The sequence below is a fragment of the Vibrio sp. AND4 genome (assembly GCF_000171815.1).
GTDB lineage: Bacteria > Pseudomonadota > Gammaproteobacteria > Enterobacterales > Vibrionaceae > Vibrio.
Genome location: NZ_ABGR01000019.1, coordinates 17,006 through 37,792, shown reverse-complemented (window position 1 = coordinate 37,792; position 20,787 = coordinate 17,006). Strand labels below are relative to the sequence as shown.

Below are 20,787 nucleotides of genomic sequence, written 5' to 3'. Positions count from 1 at the left end.
CATTACCGATTGACCTTGCGGAAAGTCCAAGCGGATTTGCTCCGCCTTCTCGCTCAAGCGATATACGTTCAAGCCTGGGACAGAGAAACGACGAATATCTGCTTTATCCAACTTAAGGTGCAATTCGTTATCAATTACTTTGAGCCCATCAAAACGAGCTTCTTCAACCACTTTTTGAATCGTCGCTTTAGCTCGCACTAACCCGTCTTGCAAACCAGGAACATTCTGTGCGCCTTGGTTGATAGCCTGGGTCAAACCTCGCTTGATATGAGTCAGCTCTTTACCAATCACTTGCAACGATTTAGACGCAATTTGCACTGCTGTCGCTTGTTGCTGACCTTGCGTAAGCTGAATTCCTGAAACAGAAAAAGCTGACGCTGTGTCAGCTTGAACTTGCGTAGGTCGCGGTTTAATCGCACTGCTTGAATCCGCTGAGCGGGTTGGCATGATAGAGGCTTGTTCTTGCCCACCCAAGCGTATGCTATGGGGTCTTACCTCTACTGTGCTCATCACCATATAATGCTTCCTTAAATACGATCAAACAGGTTGAGATCGTTGATCTTCACGTAGCTAGCTTGCGTTGCTTGTAACGCCGCCATGTAGTTGCTCAAACGTACTGATGCCTCACCGTAGTCCAATGCAGATAAGTCACTGGTCACCTTATCAACGAACAACTTGTTTTCGCCGTGCGCGCTGTCCATCAGGTCGAGGTTGTTATGGCGACCACCAATTTCTGTCATCGCGCCCAATACACTTGCCAAGGTATCATCAATGTCAGACAGGCTGGCGTCTACTTCCGCTTGAAAATTCGGACTCGGGTTCTCAAATTCTGCAATCAAAGCATCGATTTGGTTCAACACATTGTCACCGCCACCAAGTTCCAGAATCTCTTTGGCCGTCATGTTAGAATCCATGGTCACACCTTTCGCGACGGTCACAACACGTTTGTCACTGTTACCATCTACTTGGTATACACCAGCGGGGTTGCTTACCGCAGGCGTATCCGTCTGGGTACCAGAGAACAAGTAGTGGCCTTCCTCGTCTTGAGCATTAAATGAAGATTCAATCGAATCACGGTAGCTTTTTAGTTCGATGATCATACCACTGCGGTCTTCATCGGTTAATGTGCCGTTCGCCCCCCACAGCACCAAATCACGCACACTCTCCTCGAGCTCTCGTTGACCGAATCCAAGTGGGTTTCTTGAGCAGAGAGCGTCGTTTTAAGGTTGGCAATGTTGCTTTGATACTGATCGATTGCACTGTTTTCTCGCTCAAGTTCAACAGCTTAATCGACGCCATTGGATCATCAGAAAGCTTGGTTAATCGGTCACCCGTGGCCATTTGTTGGAGAACATGCCCCAAACCTGCGTTGTTGATTTGCAAGCTTTGCAGCATCATTTGGCTAAATTGACTGTCACTGATTCGCATCTCGGGTTCCTTTTAAAATAGCTGCAATACAGAATCGAAAAGCTGGTTAGCGGTGCTAATGACTTTCATGTTGGCGTTGTGTGCGTTGGCAAAAGTCATCAAGTTCGCCGCCTCTTCATCACTGTTCACAGCACTGACATTATCTCGCGCGGCATGAGCTTGTTTATTCATCGCAGCTTTTGCTTCGTAATCGGCTTCTGCTTGGCGGGCTTTAATCGCGGTTTCTCCAACCATTGCGGTAAACGCATCGTTTAAACTCAGCGAGCCATAGCCCGTCACAGAAATGGGTTTATTGCTGAGTTGAATCAGGTCATTCAGTACATCCGCATTGCCCGGAGTACCGTCACTCGAAAAAGCCAATTCTTCCGCACCGATATTGGTAATCGTTAGGCTCGCGGCGGGATTGGCGGGATCGTAACTAAATAATGGCTTACCTGAATTACCATTAAGATCTTGTCCTGTTGCCAGCACAGCGTTGTATTCATCAGCCAGCGCTTTTGCCATATCATCTAATGCCACTTGGTTTGGCTTCAAGACTTGGGTTTGATAATCATTAATCGCACCTAATTTTCCACCGACTGAGTGGTCAATGATAAAACTTTGTGATGCGAAATCGACACTCAAATCCGCTAAGTAAGGATCACTAGGGTTTGGCTTTGCCGTCAACTGACCGTAATCCCCACCCATAACCAAAGGCTGACCAGAAGACAGAGTGACCTGCATGCTGCCATCCGACTGGTCGGTGGTTTTTATTTCAACAATTTGAGAAAGCTCACCAATCAACAGATCGCGGGTATCCATCAACTGAGCTGGATTCCCGCCAGTGCCTTGCATCTCTACAATCTGCTTATTCACTTGGGCAATATTGGCCATCAAACTGTTGGCATGGCTTAGTGCAGCATTGCGTTGATCGCTCATGTCTTTGTGTTGATTGTGTAGGGACTCAGTTAGCGTATTGAAACGACGCGCCAACGCTTCTGATTCATTAACGATTTGCTGACGATATGGGATTGATTCTGGTTTCACCGTCGCATCATTAAGCGCGGCGTTGAGTGAATCTAAGCCAGCCGAAATACTGAAACCATCAGCGCCAAGCGTGTTTTCAAGCTGATCCATTGCAGTGACATAACCTGCTGAATAAGCCGCTAAACTGTTGGTCGACCAGGTTTGTTTGACCAAGAACTGATCGGTCACACGACGAATACTGGTCACTTCAACACCCATACCAGGGCTGAGCTTGTTGTACTTACCATCGCCAACGGACGCCATCAGCGCTTGTTGTCGGCTGTATCCCGGCGTGTTGATGTTAGCCACATTTTGCGCTGTGACGTCCAGCGCTACGCGGTTGGCGTTTAAACCTGAGAGGGCAATATTGACAAGGTTCATTTACAGCTCCATTTTCCTGATCAGTGGCTGAGTAAACGCGGTCGTCATCCCAGCTTCACCGAGCACTTGTTTAACAGAGGCGACCGCTTGTAGAGAGGGATTAACTTCATCGGTCTTCAACGTAATTTCGGCATTTTTAAGTTGTGACACTTGTTCCAAACCTGTTTCTTTGTCATCGTTTGCCGGAGAGACATTTCGGGATTGGTCGAACGCAACTTCCCTCATTGAAGGGCTGAGTTGCTGAATCAGCATTTTAGCGATACCGGAGTTTTGCTTTTTCGCTAGTTCCATCGCCAATTGACCATCATACATATCACGAAACACACCTTGTTGTTGACTGGAAAACGGGCTGTCTTTGTGCGCTAATACATCACTGCTGCTGCGCATTTGGCGTAGCACCATTTGCAAGAACATAGCTTCAAACTGCCCTGCAACTGCTTCAAGCGCTCCCTCTTGGTCACGACTTTTTTTGATGCTCGCTAGGGCACTGTTATCGTGATACAGCATGGTATTGAGCTGAGCTTGATCACTGCTCGTATCTAACTTCATTGCTAACTCCTTAAATCACCACAAGTTCAGCATTGAGCGCACCTGCTTCATTTAATGCTTGTAGAATCGACATCAAATCCGTTGGTGTGGCACCTAAGCTGTTCACCGCATTAACTATGGTGTTAAGTTCGGTTCCCGGAGGCCAAATCACCATTTTTGCCTGATCCTCATTTACATCGATTTGAGATTGATCCACGACTTCAGTTTTACCATCGGCAAAGGCATTAGGTTGACTAACCTGTTGAGACTCAGAGACACGAACCGTTAGATTTCCGTGACTAACAGCGGCTTCGCCCACTTTGACATTCTTGCCAATCACTACCGTCCCCGTGCGCGCATTGAAGACAATTCGAGCTGGTTTACGACCTTCTTCTACGCTCATTTCTTCCAGCATTGACATCATGGTAACGCGCTGTTGAGTGTCCATTGGCGCTCGCATTTCCACACGCGCTTTATTGATCGCTTTCGCCACGTTTGGGCCAAAGGTGTTGTTAATTTTTCGAGCAATATTCTTTGCTGTTGTAAAGCTCGGTTTACGAAGATTCAGGGTAATTTCGTCGCGTTGATTAAAGTCAGTTTCGATTTCCCGCTCTATTGTTGCTCCATTCGGAATACGGCCTGCTGTCGGTGTATTCACCTCCACTTTCGAGCCGCTTTTGCCCTCTGCCGATAAACCACCCACGACCACACTGCCTTGAGCGATGGCATACACCTCTCCGTCGATACCACGCAGTGGTGTTAACAATAATGTGCCACCACGTAAACTTTTTGCATCGCCGATAGAGGAAACCACCACATCCAATGTTTGACCCGGACCAGCCATTGGATCGACCGATGCAGTGACGCTCACTGACGCCACGTTACGTAATTTCGGGTTCATACTGTCATCAATCTGAACACCAAATTGACGCAGCATATTGGTGATCGACTGGGCGGTGAATTTCACTTGATTACGGTCACCTTGGCCTGCTAAACCTACAACTAAACCGTAGCCAACCAATTGGTTTTCTCGGATGCCCTGAACATCCACCAAGTCCATGATCGGAATTTCCACTTCAGCCTGTGAAGTGGCAGGAAGTCCCAAGGCCATAGCCAAAAGGAAAGAAGAAAAAAATGCATTTCTTGGCTTCATTAGAATGGTACCCATGGGCTGTTGAAGAACTGCGTCAGCCACCCAGCTGCGTTACTATCGGCTAATGCACCACGACCTGCGTAGGTGATGCGAGCATCAGCAATACGCTGAGAGGAAACTTGGTTGCTGCGGCTAATATCATCAACACGCACGATGCCGGTCAGACGAATAAATTCGTCACCTTGATTAAGTCGCAACCACTTCTCACCACTGATACGAAGCACACCATTTGGCAGTACCTCGTGCACGGTCACTGTGATTGCACCTTGTAATTTATTGCCTTGCGAGCTCGATGAACTGCCATCAAAGCTGCGGCTGCCATCAACACTTACGCCTAACTCATTGATCGTTTTGGTGCCAATGGTTGGCACAGCAAAGTCAACGGTAGAACTTTTGCCAAATTGCGTGCCCGCTTTCTTGCTTGAAGACGTTTCTTCAAACAGCTGCACAGTCAGAACATCACCGACTCGGTATGCGCGGCGATCTTGGAAAAGCGTCATAGTATATTGGTGACGATAAAGGCTACCGAACCTGGTTTCTGGCAAGGTGTAATCCAACACTGGCGGCGCATATTCCTCCGTGTTTGGCTCAGGTGGAATAAATTCATCACGACCCGCACACCCCACCAGCAACACGACGGCCACTGCCCAACTCTTCGAAAGCCATTTCATTGCTTTTTCCTTCATCATCACCAATTTCTTACTTACATTGATTGCGCGACAAACTTCAGCATGTCGTCTGCGGCAGAGACCACTTTAGCGTTCATCTCGTACGCTCGTTGGGTCGTGATCATATCGACCATCTCTTCCACCACTTGCACGTTTGAGCCCTCTAAAGCGCCTTGTTTGATGCTGCCTGCACCATCTTCACCCGCAATTAGCTCATCCGCAGAACCACTTGCTGCCGTCTCACGGAATAAGTTACCGCCAACAGCTTCTAAACCAGCTGGGTTAATGAACTTTGCCAGCGAAATCTGACCAAGTTGTTGCGGATTCGGATCATCGGCCGATGTGGTCGTTACCGTGCCATCCACACCAACAGAAAACGAGATCGCATCATCTGGGATTTGAATTTGCGGCTCGAGTGGCAAACCTTGGCTGTTGACCATCAAACCCTCAGAGTTGATATGGAACTGACCATTACGCGTGTACATGATCTGACCGTCTGAGTTTTCGATTTGGAAGAAGCCTTGCCCCATCACGGCTAAATCTAACTCTTGCGTGGTATTTTGTGTATTGCCTTGGGTGAACACTTTTTGCGTCCCCACGACACGAACACCAGAACCAAGCTGAACACCGCTTGGCAGTTCGTTCACTTGGTCCACTTGCGCACCAGGCTGACGCTGAATGCTGTAGAATAAGTCTTCAAACACCACACGATCACGCTTAAAGCCGACCGTGTTGACGTTTGCTAAGTTGTTTGAGATGGCAGTCATTTTTGTATCTTGAGCTGCCATGCCCGTCTTACTTACCCATAATGCTGAATGCATTGGTTGTCTCCTTTAAACGAGGGCCCTTTGTAAAAAGGTTATCTCGCCGTCATCAATTTATTTCCGGCTTGCGCCAAGGTTTCTGCGGTTTTCATCATGCGTACTTGCATTTCGAAGTTACGCGTCAGCGACATCACACTCAGCAGTTCATCAATGGCAGACACGTTGCTGCCCTCAATGTGCTCAGGAGAAAGCTGCACGGTTTCATCTGCAGGGAAAGGCGCACCATCCAAGCTGTGCAGCAAACTGTCACTCTCTTTTTGCAATTGGTCGAACGGCGGTTTCACCATCTTCAAGGTGCCCACTTCCACTTCGGCACCACCACCTGGAGGAATGACGGATACCCTTCCGCGCTCACTGATTTCAATCTTCTGAAAGTCAGGCACCACCAAAGGACCGTTTTCACCCAAGACAGGAAAACCATTGATGCTCATTGCGCCAAACGTATCAACTTTAATGTTGCCCGCTCTTGTATAAGCCTCGTTGCCTGTGGGCGTTTCGACACTAAGGTAACCCTCGCCCATGATCGCCACGTCAAGAGGACGCCCCGTTTTCATGATGTCACCGGAGTCAAAACGCGTCGCTGCAGAGTTGGTCACCACCATGGTGCGACCATCAAAGCCCGAACCTTGCAGTTCCACACTACGAACTCGTTCCATATCAGCTCGAAAGCCTGCCGTATCAGCGTTCGACAGGTTGTTCGAACGCACGTGCTGCGCTTTGAGTACTCGGCTTGCACCCGACGTTGCGGTAAATAACAAGCTATCCATGCAACTCTCCCATTACACCGCGTTGAACAGAGCTTGAGTCAGCTTGTCGTTGGTCGAGATAGTTTTTGCGTTGGCTTGGTAGTTACGCTGCGCCGTCATGAGTGCAACAAGTTCACTGGTTAAGTCAACGTTAGAACCTTCTAGTGCGCCCGGCGTTAAGTTACCCAATGTGCCTGTGCCAGGAACACCCATAATTGGAGCCCCTGAACTGAAGCTTTGCGTCCAAGAAGTGCCGCTCACCTTAGATAGACCTTGAGTATTCGCAAAGTCGGCAAGCACAACTTGTCCTTGTAGCTGAGACTGACCATTGGTGTATGTCGCGTACACCATGCCATTGTCCTCCACTCGAACGCCCGCAAGCTCCCCTGAGGTGTAGCCGTTCGGGTTGTTGGTGCTCACACCAAACGAGGCGCCAAACTGCGTACTACCATTCAAGCTGATATCAATGCTCATTGCGTTTGCACCAGCTGCTGGGAAAGCAATGTTGAAAGAACCCGTTGGTGATGCCAGTGTGCCGTCTGTGTTGAACTGCACCGTTTGCGCTGTGGCAGGTGTCGTTGGCGCACCGTTAACTTCTACATTCACTTGCCATTCGTTATCTGACGTCTTAGTGAAGTACTGAGTGACGGTGTGTGAATTGCCAAGTGAGTCATACACCTTAGTGGTGTAAGAAGAATTGAATGAATTTGGATCAGACGAATCAAATGGGTAAACCGTTTGATCCACGGCCGTAGCACTTGCATCGAAGTTCGCTACAAAGTCGAGGTTGTCAGTCGCTTTAGCGTTGAGAGAAGATGTCGACACTTTGATGTCACCAACAGAACCGGTTTGAAGATTCGCATTGTTGTCTACGCTGTATCCTTGCAACTTAGCGCCATTATTTGCGGTCACGAAGTTGTTCTTGTCCGTACCAAACACACCCGCACGGGTATAAAGCATTTGACCCATATTATCTTTGGTTACGAAGAAACCGCTACCGTTGATCGCCAAGTCCATGGCACGCCCTGTACCTGTCACCGAGCCATTTTTATCGAAGTTCTGAGAAATCGACGCCACTTCCACGCCACCTGGTTGCATGCCGTTGTAAACCGCTGCAAATTCCGTTCGACCACCTTTAAAGCCATACGTTGATGCGTTAGCAATGTTGTGACTGATCGTGTTCAATTCTGTATTGGTCGCGTCCAGACCACTAAGTGCGATGTTAAAACTCATAAATAACCTCTGATTTCCGTATTTGGTCAAGCACCAAACTGAGTGATTTGATAGAAAGGAACATTGCCAACGCCTTGGACATTGACGAGTGCAGCGCCGCCGGAGCTAGGGATACGAACCTGCTCTACCGTGCCTGCTAACAAAACATTCGGGCTTTTTTGCCCGTCTTGCACTTCCACCGCAACGGTGTACTTACCCGGTTTCAAACCCAGCTCTTCCGGGTTGATTGAGAACTCGACGTCCCCCGCACCGTGCGCCCCTAAAGGCACTTTGGTCGATTGGCCAAATTCATCTTTGACGACCAAGGTAACTTGGTTCGAACCATGTTCTAGCTCAAGCTTGCCACTTTGTGCACCTTCACCAAGTTCAAATTCGTTGGCAGATACATACACGGTTTGACCGACTAAGCCCGCCGTGGAGAGGACCTGCATGTTATCAAGCAATACCATGCTGTTTTGCATTAGCATCGCCATGTTTTCAGTACTTTGAACTTGAGAAAATTGCGCTAACTGGCTGACGTACTCTGTACCATCGAGCGGGTTCAGTGGGTCTTGATTTTGAATTTGCGCCACCATCAAAGAGATAAACTCATTTTCCAATGACGTTGCGCTGTTCATATCAGATGGGTTAGCGGAAATGCCACCTGTATCACCACTGGTGGTGGTCGCGACGGATGCATCAGCAGAAAGCGCGGTATATTGTGCGAGACTCATTAATTACCCTGCCCTAGTCGAAGTAGCCCTTGCTGCATGCTTTTCACATTTGTCAGTACTTCAACGTTAGTTTCAAAGCTGCGCGTTGCGGACATCATGTCTGCCATCTCTGACACCACATCAATATCTGGGTAGTACACGTAGCCTTGATTGTTGGCTAACGGATTATTAGGTTCGAAACGTTGCTCTGCCTGACCTGCGCTCTGCACCACATCAACAATACGAACTTCCGCATTCGGATAAACCCCGTTATCTGTCGTCATCTGCGTTTTTTGGTACACAGTTGCGAACACTGGCTTGAGTGCTTTGTACGCGTCATCCGGGTTTGCAGAAACCGCATCGGCGTTAGCAAGATTACTGGCTACTGTGTTCAGACGAACGGTTTGCGCTGTCATCGCCGAGCCAGTGATCGAATAAATATCAGTAAATGACATGTCTATCGTCCCTCAATCGCTTTCGCCAAGCCGCTAAATTTCATATTGATAAATGTCAGGCTGGTTTGAAAGTCCATGTTGTTTTGTGTGAACTTGGCTTGCTCAACGCCAAGCTCTACGGTGTTGCCGTCTTTGCTATTTTGGTAAGGCATCGAATATTGCGCCTCGACCCGGAACTTCGGCACAGGTTCATTCACACTGCTCGCAGACACTTGGTCCATCACTGTGGTGAAACTCAAGTCCTTTGCCAAGTAACCTGGGGTATCAACATTTGCTAGGTTACTGGCGAGGACTTTGGTACGCTGAACGCGAAAATTGAGTGCCTCTGGATGTACACCTAACGCATTTTCGAATGTAATCGCCATGCATCTTTCCTTTAAGTCGGCTCGAATACACCGAATATTAAAACAAGATGCGTGCCATAAAAAATATCGATATATATCAATGAATTACAATAAAACAAGGAAGTCTCACTTCCGGTTCACGGAAGCCATTCAAAACAAGGGGAAAGGCAGATTTTCCTCAGTACCGCTGCTGTGCAGTTTAGTGTTGAGTGTGAGCCCAATAAGTGCCATCGCCAGTGAAAAAACGCTATCGGTAGAAGCTCTCAAAGCCATCGTCGGCGAGCAGTTCGAGCAACAAGTGACGCAAGTCGCACGCTCTAATCAATGGGGCAATTACCAGCTCGATTATCAAATATGGATACCCAGCTCAGCCAATCACCTCCCCACTTGTAATGTACCCTTAGCGATCCTCAGCCGCGATAATCGCCCGATACCTGTCGGTCATTTAAAACGCGCGGTCAGTTGTGAAGACATCCGCTCCCCATGGCGTATCAATGTGACCATTAAATCGGCCGTCACGCTTCCTGTTCTTGTTGCCACCAGCACGATTGGACGCAATGAAGTCATCTCAGCCTCGAACTTAAAAACCGAAACGCGCACGATTTCACGCCAAAACGATTTCTTCACGCAAATGAATCAAGTCATTGGCCTAGAAACCACCCGCCGTATTCGCGCAGGTCAAACTATTGCCCCGACCAACCTAAGCTCGCCGCCACTTATTGAGAAAGGCAACGAAGTGCTGATCATCGCGAGCAAAGAAGGGTTTAGTGCCAGCACCAAGGGGGTCGCCTTAGAACAAGGTAAGAAAGGTCAGCAAATTGAGGTAGAGAACACCCGCTCTGGTAAGGTGATACGAGCGATCGTGACAGGAGTGAATCAAGTAAATACCCAATTTTGATTTTGGACTCAGGTTATCATTTCTGGATTTAGGCGCTCGTCAACGCAATTGTACTTAGAGTAAAAAATAAATATTTAATGTTCATCATACCCTAGTCGCCTATTCCATTTAGAACATGATGATTGAGGACAACAGCATGAAAATCGACAAAGTCGCGGGCGGTCATGTCCCACAAACTAAATTCCAACAGGCCAGTAAAAAACCTGTCGATACCATAGAACAAAGCAAAATTAACGAGCCGACATTTCAAGCGAACACCGCGGCAATCGATCGGGCTCAAACAGAAATGAAAAACCTGCCAGACGTAGACATGGCAAAGGTTGATCAAATCCGTAATGCATTGGCACGCGGTGAACTGAATCTGGACACCAAAGCATTGTCCAAAGCAGTAATGCAATTTCATACTGGTCACGAGTAACGCACTAGGAGTTAGGCATGGCAACGGCGGCATCACAACACATTCAGCAATTTATGCGTTCTATAGCAGAAGACGTCAAACTCTATCAGCAACTATTGGCGTTAATTCAGCAACAAAAAGCCTTGTATTTGAAGTTCGATGGCGAAACGCTCAACGAGAACATTCAAAAACAAATGCCAATTTTGAACCAGCTTGGTCGCTCTGCAAGTGAAAGAAGCCAGTTCATGCGCGCACTTGGGTTACCGTGCAATGCAAGCAGTGTGAACCGAATATTTAATGCCCTGCCAGCTAACATTGCTACACGAGCAAGACAAAAGTGGACGCTGTTAGAATCTTTGGTGAAACAATGCCAGCAGGATAATCACAGCAATGGCCAAAGCTCTGCGACATTCCAAGAGTTAGTCAGTCAACTCAAACAACCTGTGCAGCATACCTATGAAGAGCGTCCTTTCTAAACATGTTTCGCTTTGCCTGCAGACACTTGTTCCATCCCGATTGATGACTGTGGGCTTTTTTGTTTTTTGCCTGATGTGCTTTTCTCCACTGACGATGGCTAAACCACACGAAAAAGCCATCGCTCAACAACTCAAGATACTTGCTCCTTATCAAACACAAATCACTCAACGTTTGAATTCTGTGGGTCCGCTACTGGATCATATCTTTAAGCAACTCAAGAAAAAATCTCTACCCGCCAATTTGATATTAGTGCCGATGTTGGAGTCTTCCTACAACTCAGAAGCCGTCTCGCACGCTAATGCTGCGGGTCTTTGGCAATTAATCCCAGCGACAGCAACACGCTTTGGTCTGCAAGTAACAGACGCTCGAGATGAACGCTTTGATACCAAAGCCAGTACAAAAGCCGCACTGGCATATTTGGCATTTCTGTATAACAAGTTTGATCAAGATATAGCGCTCACCCTCGCGGCTTACAACGCGGGAGAAGGACGCATCGCCAGAGCAATAAAAAAGGCAGGCAGTCGAGACTTTAGATCACTCACTTTGCCCAAAGAGACTCAGCAATACGTCAATCGCTTCTATGCGCTGGATCGTTTGGTCAATGCTCATAAACTGCGTACCAATTCTTTCCAACCATTACTGTTGTTTGCGAATCACTCCTCAACCTACGCTGAACCGCTTATCGACCTTGGCCGGTTGCCGCCATTGATCGAATTGTGAATATTTTCACTAAGACGCATCCGAGTTAGACACTGAATGAAAATATACCGTAATGTATCTCAAAGATAGGAAAGCGTCGTGGTGCGCTGGCTAGATACCCATCGCATTGTGAGTGTAAACATCGTGAAAACAGGCAGTTATCACTTTTGTGTATTTACACATCAAACATAAAAAAGCTATTGTTTTTACAGTTTGAAACAAAAAGAATATCGAGATGACGCTTCGCTTGCGCGTCTGGAATAAGTCCGGGTTCCGGGGAGGGAGCCCGGACTTTTTTTGGCTGATATTTAGGCTAGGTTTAACTTTCGCGGTTATATTTGCTCAGTTAAATCGTTGCGGTCAAACTTTCATGATTAAGTTATTTTCGAATAAAAAGCACTACAAGAGCTCTTTTGCAATCAACTGAAGCAAGAACGTTTCGCGCTCAATACTCATGCCTTTTTTTGGGCTTTCTGCCATGGTCTTTTCATTATGGGCGATCGCGTCGTGCACATTCATCCAAACTGGGCGCATGCCGTTCTTCACTTCGTAGTCCTCGTAAGCCGTTTCACCTAACTCACGATCAATGTTGCATGTGTAGCAGTAAGACGTCATGTGCATCACATCCGCATCTTCCTTATACCACGGGCGAAATTCTTCAAAGATACCGAAAGGCTTGATGTGATGAATATTCTTTGCGCCAGTTTCTTCCTCCAATTCACGCACCAAACCCGCAATGACATCTTCACCTTCATCGATACCACCGCCTGGTAAGGTGTAATCGTGATAACGCTCAGTATAAAGAAGTAGAACATCTTCACCATCTAAGACAATGGCGCGAGCAGCATGGCGTTGGAAGATGGTTTTATCATCCAAATGTTCGATGTCTGGGTGCGTGGTGGTTTTCAAATGTCTCATCGCAGATTCCGCTGTGAATGGTTTGCGCGCATACTACCGAAATTCATGCCTATTCCCAAGTTTCCATTTGAGTACAGCCCCACCTCCTATCGAATCGTGAGCGCATTCTAAGATTGCGCTGAATCCTCTCACAAGCGTTCCGCTTTTAACAAACATAAGACAATATATTTCCGAAAGTCTCCTATAATCAATCCACTACTCGTTAATCCCGTGCGGAGATCAATAATGAAAAAGACAACTATAGTAACAGCAGTGGCTGCAGCGATGGTGTTGGCTGGTTGTTCAACTTATGAAGGTGCAACTCGCTCAAATGAATACACCACCGTAGCAAACCCAGCAGCGGTATACTGCGTCCAACAAGGCGGCAAGCTAGAAACTGTTACAGAAAATGGTGAGCGCATGACTTACTGCCTATTGTCTGAAAACGAGCGCTATGAGCAATGGGAATACTACCGCAAGAATCACAACAAAGATGGCGAGTCTTAAATAGCCTTAGCATTTTCGCAATCTAAAGTTACAGAAATGCCAATAAGGGGGCGTATGCTCCTTTTTATCTGTAACAAAACCCATAACTTTCATAACCTTAATAATCAATCGAAAATCCGATTATACTTTGCTAGTATATTGAACGGCGTTTTTATTAACAATTCTCTGACATTACTTTCCTGTCGACCAATAAAATCTTTGACGCAAATCACATAATTGCACCTCTATTCCACATTTCATAAGAGCGAGTGGTCAGGATGAAATTAAATACTGTCAAAGAAGCCGAGTCGGCCCCAACGAACATCATCACCGAAGAGTCAAAACGCATCATCTACAAATCAGTGTTGAGTGCGTTGACCATCGTTGCCATCAGTATTCTCGTAAACTTAAGTATTCGAGTGGATTACGTAATGCTGGGCTCCAGCTTGGGTGAAATATCCATCACAGAAACGTTACAACTGATCATGCTGACTATTGCGTCTTGGTCTTTCTTCCGTGTATCGAAACAGCAAAGCAATGTATCCCATGCTGCGATGCTTATCTCTGGTTTCTTCGCTGTATTGATAATCCGCGAAATGGATTACTGGTTCGACATCATTCATCATGGTTGTTGGGTATTCCCAGCACTTGCTGTTACCGCACTGGCTTGTGCGAAAGCCTACCAAGGTGGTAAAGGAACCGTAAATGAAATGGCAACCATTCTTCAGTCGCCTTATATGAAACTGCTTATCGGTGCAGTGATCTTGCTATTGGTGTACTCACGCCTGTACGGTATGGGCAGCTTCTGGCATCACGTAATGGGTGCTCACTACATACGCGATGTGAAGAACATATCTGAAGAAGGCATGGAATTGCTCTGCTACAGCTTAATCGCACTCAGTGCTGTGCGTACACGTCGTGAACTAAAGAACCAATAAGTTGGGTGCCATTCACTCAGGTCTGTTTACCCAAGCATTGCTCAGGGTCAAAACGCAGGTCTAGCGACGAAAGAACTGGATGAAACACTGCTAACGCTTGCAGTACTGCACAAACTGAATCGTCAAAAGCCGTCATTTCGATGGCCTTTTTCATATCTACAGCACCTTGTTTACCCCCAATGCTTGACGCCTTTCCATCGTTCGTAGAGCATTCGCTGGGTTTTATTCCTCCCTCGCCAAACTTACGTCCAAAGACACCATGCTTTAGAGACGAATTCTTATACAAATTTTTCTTTGCCAACCCACCTTCAAGCATTAACATGTAATTAACAATACTAATCGAGAGACCCATGAAAGGTCCGTCATGAAAGGAAGTCAATTATGCTGTCGATTTTCGATATTTTTAAAGTTGGTGTCGGTCCGTCCAGTTCCCACACCAATGGCCCTATGCTTGCAGGTTATCATTTCACCCAGCTTCTCACTGGCTCTATGACGAAAGTGAGCAAGGTGCAAGTGGACCTTTACGGTTCATTATCACTGACTGGTAAAGGTCACCACACTGACCGCGCCACGATACTTGGCTTAATGGGCAATAAACCCGATACCATCAAGATGACCAGCGCCAAAAGTGCGCTGCAACATACCATTGAACATGGCACGCTCTCTGTCGCTGGGGGGCATGACATCGTGTTTAGCTATGACCACGATATTGTGTTTCATAGTGATAATCTCCCATTACATGAAAATGGCATGACGATCACAGCTTTTGATACCGTGGGCGCTCAAGTTGCATTTGAAACTTATTACTCCATTGGTGGCGGCTTTATTGCAACTGCGGCTGAACTAGAAAACGGCAACAACGAAACAGAAGTGCAAGTGGCCTACCCTTTTAAATCGGCCGATGAGATGTTAGAAAAAGCAGAGCAAAACGGCTTGAGTTTAGGAGGCATGATTTTGCAAAATGAGTGCGCTTTCCGTGAGCAAGACGAGATCGACCAAAAAGCCGAGCAAATTTGGAAAGTGATGTCACTTTGTATGCAGCGTGGATTTGATACAGAGGGCGTTCTTGAAGGGGGCTTGAATGTCACACGCCGAGCACCTAATCTGCTCAAAAAGCTTGAAGCCAATGCTGCAATTGAAAACGACCCTATGGCGATCATGGATTGGATCAACCTGTTCGCTTTCGCCGTCAGTGAAGAAAATGCTGCCGGGGGTCAGGTCGTCACCTCTCCGACTAATGGCGCCGCTGGTGTCATCCCTGCCGTATTAATGTACTACCACCGCTTCGTTAAAGAACTGGACAATAAACAGCTCAAGGACTTCTTAGCCGTTGCGGGAGCAATTGGTATTTTGTACAAAACCAATGCTTCGATTTCTGGTGCTGAGGTGGGCTGCCAAGGGGAAGTCGGCGTGTCCTCTTCAATGGCTGCTGCTGGCTTAACCGCCCTGCGTGGCGGCAGTAACGAGCAAATCTGTATTGCTGCTGAAATTGCCATGGAGCACTCCTTAGGCATGACTTGTGACCCGATTGGCGGCTTAGTGCAGGTTCCGTGCATCGAACGAAATGCGATGGGCGCAATGAAAGCCATCAATGCGTCGCGGATGGCACTGAAACGTACCAGCAAATGCCTAATTTCATTAGACAAGGTTATTGAAACCATGTACCAAACAGGCAAAGACATGAATAAGAAATACCGCGAAACATCGCTTGGCGGCCTGGCGATGATTCACATGGCCCCACCGTGTGAATAGCCTATTCACATCCATGATTACTGATTAAAAGATGGCACTTTTGGCGGAAAAAGTCCGTTAACAGTGCCGTTTCCGCGCCAATTCACACTGCCTATTCACGGCTCCACTATTAAGCATTATTTTACCAACCTTTCTGACTTTCCAAAGCCACCAAAGAAAAATCATTTTATAGGCTTTATCCCTAAAAGTTCATTCACGTGATTTATAATTGATCTAAAACAACACATTGGTGAGGCAAACGTTTCGTTTTAGAACTTTTGGTGCATTGTGTTCGTTTTATGCGACAATTGTTTCAATATGTAACATAGCATTTAAGTAACATCCAACAGCAACCATAACGACTTTTCCCGCAATAGTGAGCATTCAATAATGTGGAATAAACTAAATAAATCGATGATGTTCTGCCAAATGATGTTTGGCTTATCATTTTACGGCGTGTTAGTTAGCCTGACGCGTTTTTTCTTAGAAGATCTCAACTACAACGAAGCTGACACCATGATGATCGTGGGCGCCTTTTCGGCGATTGGTCCCCTATTTGCGATTGCAGGGGGAGTCATCGCGGATAAATTTTTAGGTGCTTACCGTTCTCTATCGATTGCCTTCCTCGCCTTCGCATCTGGTTACGTGCTGCTTGTTCTTGGGGCTTCGGCAACCAACGTACCGCTTTCTATGTGTGGTATCGCACTAGCAAGCTACGGCCGTGGGTTAATGTCCCCTTCTTACCCTAGTCTTTACAAGCGAACCTTTAACACTCAAGAAGACTTCGAGAAAGGCTACCCTATCAATTACTCAGTGAATAACATTGGCGCGTTCCTTGGCCAGTACTTATTCCCAATGATTGTACTGGTGATTGGTTTTAACGGCGGTTTCACTATCTCTGCCGTCATGGCGACTGCCGCATTAGTTATGCTGCTTGTATTCCGCAAGGGATTGATTGGTGTCGCATCTGATCTGGATAAACAGACCGTAAGTATGAAGAACTGGTTCTTCTTTGCCATTATCTCTGCCGCGATGATCGCATTGGTTTTCTTTATGTTCTCTAACATGGATATCGGTCAGAACATCGTTTACGCTATCGGCGGTGCTGCCATCCTTTACTTCATCTTTTTAATGCTCAAAGCAAGCAAAGCGGAGTCATTGAAGATGGGAACTATCCTCATCGTGACTTTTCTTACCACTTGTTTCTTCGTTTACTACGGTCAAATGATGACCTCAATGAACATGGTAGCGATCAATACTCTGAAAGGTTCCCTGTTTGGCTTTATCCCATTAGAGCCTGAGGCTGCGATGGCGATGAACCCGCTATGGTGTATGGTTGGTGGTCCTATCGTGGCTGGTTTCTTTAGCGTGCTAGAAAAACGCGACATTCACCTAACCACGGCAACTAAAATTGCATTAGCATTCGTTCTCACAGCGATTGCTTTCGGCATCCTAACCTTCGCTGTAACCACGGTAGGCGAAGACGTGAGCATCATGCCCGAGATCTTCCTTGTGATTCACTTCTTCCAAGCAATCGCTGAAGTTATCGTCGGCTCTATGGTCGTCGCATTTATCTTATCTGTTGCACCGAAGCACATCGAAAACTTCTCTGTTAGCTTATTCTCTGTTGCTATCGCATTAAGCGGTATTGTTGGTGCCGTATTCTCGACCTCTATCGCTCTAGAAAAAGGTCAAGAGATCACACAAGAAATCGTAAAGCACGTGTACGGCGATTACTTCCAACTGCTGACCATCCTTGCGATAGTAATGGTTGCTATCGCATTGGGCGCATCATTCATCATTCGTAAAATGCTGGAAGCAGCCAAGCGCAATGAAGCTGAACTGGGCGTGGTTGAGGCCGATGCACAAAACTGAGTATTATTGACCCTAAGTACAAAAACGACAATGCCGCGATAAACGCGGCATTGAGAGCAAGATGACTTTCATTAATGTCGTTCAGTCGCGGCGGCCACGTAGCTGAATCGGTTGTTTAGAAGCGTCAGTTTGAATCACAACACCACCAGAAATAGCATCATTTCGACCTTTAAGCGTCATATTTGAGTCCACACGCTCCACATCAACTTGGTTTGCTTGGCTCATTGTCATATCAACGGTACCCGTGTACGACCCATCGCTAGCGAATGCTACGTTTGCAGAACAAACCATTAAGCCTAGTGCGATTAGTTTTTTCATACGTCACCTCTATTGTTTGTGATATATCGTTTTGATGTGAAAACTCTAGCACTGCACCTTCACTACACCGAGGAAAACCAGAATTTACCAAATGGAAATCCTCAGTCAAAAAATGCTGTTCTGCCAGAAACTTAGAATTGACTATTCCCTGTCTTTTATTTGGAAAAGCAGAGTTATGATTCCGTAGCAAAGCTGGCTGGAGTAAAAGAATGACAATCAACCTAGATATGCAAAATGTGTTGGTATTGAAGCGTATGTATGAGCTACGTAATGTTCGCTTGGTGGCGGAATCGATGAGCAAAACCTCCAGTGCCATCAGCAAGAACCTCACCAAAATGAAAGCTCAGCTGGGCGATCCTCTCTTTATTCAAACCAAAAACGGTTTTGAACCGACCTCCTTTGTAGAAGCCAACATGCCGCACTTCGAGAAGATATTAACCAGTATTGATGCAATCAAACCACAAGAGTTTTCACCGTCTCTTTACTCCGGTAATGTCGTTATCTACGCCAATACACTATTCTGGGACCGCTATGGCGATAAACTCTACTTGCAACTACTTGAGCAAGCACCCAATGCGAACTACTCATTTTTAAGATGGGGAGCAGACGCACGTAACCGCATCATTGATGGGGAGAACGCAATAGCGATTCATTACTTCGATGAAAACCTTCCTCAGTCCATTGCTCAAAAAGAACTGGGAAGAGGAACAGCAGTGTTCTTTGTCCGGCAAGATCACCCAGCGCAAGATTTCAAATCTTTAGAAGATTGCACCTTCGTATTATTCAAAACACCAGGCTGGAACGATCACAAGTACCCGATACTGGACCGTTTGAAGAACATCGGTTTTGACGTGAAGCCCAAGGTCCAGATTGAGCATCCAACGATGATCCACAATATCATCATGCAAACGGATCATTACGGAATAACTATGGATGGTAATATCCCCAAAGGCTGTCGGAGTATCGAGCTACCAAGCGGACTCGATCTTGGAGTAAGCTTTGTGATGAGCTGCCGTCGCTCGCAACAATACGATCCTCAAAATCAATGGTTGTTTAGCCTGATCAAGCCCATCGTCAATCAACATTCCCAAATCACGCAATAACCCACTTAAATCCAGTAGAGCGACTGCGACTAAAAGATAGCAATCAGGGACTTCTAGCCGTTCTGAGAGCAGGTTGACGAATGGAAATAAGAAAAGGCGTCATTGTGACGCCTTCTGTAACGATGCTTTGGCTCTTGGCAACTCACTATCCTTGTTTCTCTTCTCCCAAAGGGGACATTTCTACTTGGGAGAAAAGAGGACATTTTAAAATGGGATTAACAGTAAATAAATTTAAGTGCTTAATTTGGCGAAATAAGCTAAGAAAAACCACCTCACCCATTATAAACCCTGTTTTATATGTTATGTTATTCATTCTTTTGCTTAACATGGTTTATTTATGATTAATAAAAAAATATTCGCAGTAGTCATTGGGGTTTCTTTTTTTTCTACCAATGCTTTAGCTATGTGCTCTAAATCTCAGTTTGATGGTGTTTGGTCTTCGAGCGGTGGGGAAAAGGTTTTAAGTATCAGTTCTCAGTGTATCGAATCAGAATATGGGCCTGATATTATGGTGTATGATATTGAAAGCTATATGGGGACCGTGTCGAATAGCAGTGTGTTTGGTAATGAAATGATGATTACTTACCCTGACGCCACTCAGAGAGTGACGCTAACATCTGACTCTTCAGTGGTAATAGAAACGCGAGAAAATTTTACTAAGTGATTTTTTCTTTAACGTAACTGCACTTAGTGCGAACATAACTAATCACACCTTTTGCTAGTGCAATTTTACTCATTGCACTAGCACTTCACAACAACGTTGCCATATCTCTAGTTATTCATGTTTTGCTAATGTTCGATGTTCCGAAACCAATAATTGTCCAGAGCCTTCATAGACCTGAATTTACCCTTGGCGCTTTCTAGCTCGAAAGTGCCCATTCCTTCTCAGCGCAAATATCTACTCAAAATATTAGACTGTACGTTTGCCTTACCTGTAGTCATTCGATTAAGTGCCTAATCAAGCTTTTTTAAAATTATGCGTCATTTAGTGGTTTAATACCCAGCCACTCTCATTAACCTATTGATTTTTAATTGAACTGTGATCGAAAAGGCTGCATTATAGGACGATAAAAGACGGCCAAAAGCCGTAAAGAAAGCGTTATAGGCTTTATTGCAAATGATTCAAAAAGGACGTTATGAAGTTATCTGAGTTACAAATTCATATAAAAGAATTCGATTTTGCGCCAGAGCAATCTGAACACTATTTTTTAAAACTAATCGAAGAAGTTGGTGAATTATCGGAATCTATTCGCAAAGGTAAACATGGGCAACCAACGCTAGATGAACTCAAAGGTTCAATAGCAGAAGAGTTATATGACGTGTTGTATTATGTTTGTGCTTTAGCCAATATTCACGGTGTAAACCTCGAGAAAACACATGAACTCAAAGAAGTGTTGAATAAGGCTAAGTACAATCGATAGGACGCGTATACACATGGTTCAAGAGTGATGCGGCACGCGTGGCATTTTTACCATGAGTTAGGTAATACTGCCAAGTCGAATTTTTGTCGT

General features: G+C 46.0%; 23 protein-coding genes and 3 pseudogenes. 11 read left to right on the top strand and 15 right to left on the bottom strand.

The window, feature by feature from the left end; translation table 11 throughout:
- The 12 genes and pseudogenes from AND4_RS14945 to flgB form a co-directional block, all read right to left on the bottom strand.
- A pseudogene (locus AND4_RS14945) lies at positions 1–516 on the bottom strand (flagellin); the annotation flags it as partial.
- A gap of 11 nt (positions 517–527) precedes the next feature.
- Positions 528–1,428: pseudogene (gene flgL, locus AND4_RS14940) on the bottom strand (flagellar hook-associated protein FlgL).
- Positions 1,429–1,440: 12 nt separating this feature from the next.
- Positions 1,441–2,814 (bottom strand): flagellar hook-associated protein FlgK, encoded by a 1,374-nt coding sequence (gene flgK / locus AND4_RS14935; RefSeq protein ID WP_009843814.1) that lies wholly within the window; start codon positions 2,812–2,814, stop codon positions 1,441–1,443.
- The gene (locus tag AND4_RS14930) at positions 2,815–3,363 is read right to left on the bottom strand and encodes a rod-binding protein (protein ID WP_009843813.1); all 549 of its coding nucleotides are present in this window, start codon (positions 3,361–3,363) and stop codon (positions 2,815–2,817) included.
- A gap of 10 nt (positions 3,364–3,373) precedes the next feature.
- Positions 3,374–4,495: a flagellar basal body P-ring protein FlgI gene (locus AND4_RS14925; RefSeq protein WP_009843812.1), complete on the bottom strand. Its 1,122-nt coding sequence runs from the start codon at positions 4,493–4,495 to the stop codon at positions 3,374–3,376.
- Positions 4,495–5,166: a flagellar basal body L-ring protein FlgH gene (flgH, locus tag AND4_RS14920; RefSeq protein WP_043991738.1), complete on the bottom strand. Its 672-nt coding sequence runs from the start codon at positions 5,164–5,166 to the stop codon at positions 4,495–4,497. The genes AND4_RS14925 and flgH overlap by 1 nt, the downstream gene beginning before the upstream one ends.
- 32 nt (positions 5,167–5,198) lie before the next feature.
- Positions 5,199–5,984 carry a flagellar basal-body rod protein FlgG gene (gene flgG / locus AND4_RS14915; protein ID WP_009843810.1) on the bottom strand — a complete coding sequence of 262 codons (786 nt, stop codon included), beginning with the start codon at positions 5,982–5,984 and terminating at the stop codon, positions 5,199–5,201.
- Positions 5,985–6,022: 38 nt separating this feature from the next.
- A complete protein-coding gene (gene flgF, locus AND4_RS14910; protein WP_009843809.1) occupies positions 6,023–6,754 on the bottom strand; it encodes a flagellar basal-body rod protein FlgF in 732 nt (243 codons plus the stop codon).
- Between the two features lie 12 nt (positions 6,755–6,766).
- Complete coding sequence (gene flgE, locus AND4_RS14905) at positions 6,767–7,966, bottom strand: flagellar hook protein FlgE (RefSeq protein ID WP_009843808.1); 1,200 nt, start codon at positions 7,964–7,966, stop codon at positions 6,767–6,769.
- Between the two features lie 26 nt (positions 7,967–7,992).
- Positions 7,993–8,679, bottom strand: coding sequence for a flagellar hook assembly protein FlgD (flgD, locus tag AND4_RS14900; protein ID WP_009843807.1), 687 nt, complete (start codon positions 8,677–8,679; stop codon positions 7,993–7,995).
- Complete coding sequence (flgC, locus tag AND4_RS14895) at positions 8,679–9,113, bottom strand: flagellar basal body rod protein FlgC (RefSeq protein WP_009843806.1); 435 nt, start codon at positions 9,111–9,113, stop codon at positions 8,679–8,681. Before flgC ends, flgD begins: the two co-directional genes overlap by 1 nt.
- 2 nt (positions 9,114–9,115) lie before the next feature.
- Entirely contained in the window at positions 9,116–9,478 is a 363-nt protein-coding gene (gene flgB, locus AND4_RS14890) for a flagellar basal body rod protein FlgB (RefSeq protein WP_009843805.1), read from the bottom strand.
- A gap of 79 nt (positions 9,479–9,557) precedes the next feature.
- On the opposite strand from flgB, the gene flgA reads away from it, so the two are divergent.
- The 4 genes from flgA to AND4_RS14870 all read left to right on the top strand — a co-directional run bounded on the left by flgA (position 9,558) and on the right by AND4_RS14870 (position 11,949).
- Positions 9,558–10,355, top strand: a complete 798-nt coding sequence (flgA, locus tag AND4_RS14885; RefSeq protein ID WP_043991729.1) for a flagellar basal body P-ring formation chaperone FlgA — start codon at positions 9,558–9,560, stop codon at positions 10,353–10,355.
- Positions 10,356–10,491: 136 nt separating this feature from the next.
- The gene (gene flgM / locus AND4_RS14880) at positions 10,492–10,773 is read left to right on the top strand and encodes a flagellar biosynthesis anti-sigma factor FlgM (protein WP_009843803.1); all 282 of its coding nucleotides are present in this window, start codon (positions 10,492–10,494) and stop codon (positions 10,771–10,773) included.
- A gap of 17 nt (positions 10,774–10,790) precedes the next feature.
- Positions 10,791–11,228, top strand: coding sequence for a flagellar export chaperone FlgN (gene flgN / locus AND4_RS14875; protein ID WP_009843802.1), 438 nt, complete (start codon positions 10,791–10,793; stop codon positions 11,226–11,228).
- Positions 11,229–11,271: 43 nt separating this feature from the next.
- The gene (locus AND4_RS14870) at positions 11,272–11,949 is read left to right on the top strand and encodes a lytic transglycosylase domain-containing protein (protein ID WP_009843801.1); all 678 of its coding nucleotides are present in this window, start codon (positions 11,272–11,274) and stop codon (positions 11,947–11,949) included.
- Between the two features lie 378 nt (positions 11,950–12,327).
- Here AND4_RS14870 and AND4_RS14865 read toward each other — a convergent pair whose 3' ends face one another.
- Positions 12,328–12,846 carry an NUDIX hydrolase gene (locus AND4_RS14865; RefSeq protein ID WP_009843800.1) on the bottom strand — a complete coding sequence of 173 codons (519 nt, stop codon included), beginning with the start codon at positions 12,844–12,846 and terminating at the stop codon, positions 12,328–12,330.
- 225 nt (positions 12,847–13,071) lie between these two features.
- Between AND4_RS14865 and AND4_RS14860 the strand changes: the two genes are divergently transcribed.
- A complete protein-coding gene (locus tag AND4_RS14860; protein WP_009843799.1) occupies positions 13,072–13,332 on the top strand; it encodes a DUF333 domain-containing protein in 261 nt (86 codons plus the stop codon).
- Positions 13,333–13,589: 257 nt separating this feature from the next.
- Positions 13,590–14,249, top strand: a complete 660-nt coding sequence (locus AND4_RS14855; RefSeq protein WP_009843798.1) for a hypothetical protein — start codon at positions 13,590–13,592, stop codon at positions 14,247–14,249.
- Between the two features lie 16 nt (positions 14,250–14,265).
- Here the strand turns inward: AND4_RS14855 and AND4_RS20300 are convergent.
- Positions 14,266–14,406: pseudogene (locus AND4_RS20300) on the bottom strand (YdcF family protein); the annotation flags it as partial.
- 224 nt (positions 14,407–14,630) lie between these two features.
- Here AND4_RS20300 and AND4_RS14845 point away from each other — a divergent pair.
- Together AND4_RS14845 and AND4_RS14840 are read left to right on the top strand one after the other, a co-directional pair.
- Positions 14,631–16,001, top strand: coding sequence for an L-serine ammonia-lyase (locus tag AND4_RS14845; RefSeq protein WP_009843796.1), 1,371 nt, complete (start codon positions 14,631–14,633; stop codon positions 15,999–16,001).
- A gap of 369 nt (positions 16,002–16,370) precedes the next feature.
- On the top strand, positions 16,371–17,855 hold the full coding sequence (locus tag AND4_RS14840; protein ID WP_043991728.1) for an MFS transporter: 1,485 nt from the start codon (positions 16,371–16,373) through the stop codon (positions 17,853–17,855).
- A gap of 81 nt (positions 17,856–17,936) precedes the next feature.
- Here AND4_RS14840 and AND4_RS14835 read toward each other — a convergent pair whose 3' ends face one another.
- Positions 17,937–18,173 (bottom strand): hypothetical protein, encoded by a 237-nt coding sequence (locus tag AND4_RS14835; protein ID WP_009843794.1) that lies wholly within the window; start codon positions 18,171–18,173, stop codon positions 17,937–17,939.
- A gap of 209 nt (positions 18,174–18,382) precedes the next feature.
- Between AND4_RS14835 and AND4_RS14830 the strand changes: the two genes are divergently transcribed.
- The 3 genes from AND4_RS14830 (at position 18,383) to AND4_RS14820 (ending at position 20,697) form a co-directional block, all read left to right on the top strand.
- The gene (locus AND4_RS14830; RefSeq protein WP_009843793.1) at positions 18,383–19,276 is read left to right on the top strand and encodes a LysR family transcriptional regulator; all 894 of its coding nucleotides are present in this window, start codon (positions 18,383–18,385) and stop codon (positions 19,274–19,276) included.
- A gap of 337 nt (positions 19,277–19,613) precedes the next feature.
- The gene (locus tag AND4_RS14825; RefSeq protein ID WP_009843791.1) at positions 19,614–19,940 is read left to right on the top strand and encodes a hypothetical protein; all 327 of its coding nucleotides are present in this window, start codon (positions 19,614–19,616) and stop codon (positions 19,938–19,940) included.
- 472 nt (positions 19,941–20,412) lie between these two features.
- Positions 20,413–20,697 (top strand): MazG nucleotide pyrophosphohydrolase domain-containing protein, encoded by a 285-nt coding sequence (locus AND4_RS14820; protein WP_009843790.1) that lies wholly within the window; start codon positions 20,413–20,415, stop codon positions 20,695–20,697.
- Positions 20,698–20,787 lie beyond the last annotated feature (90 nt).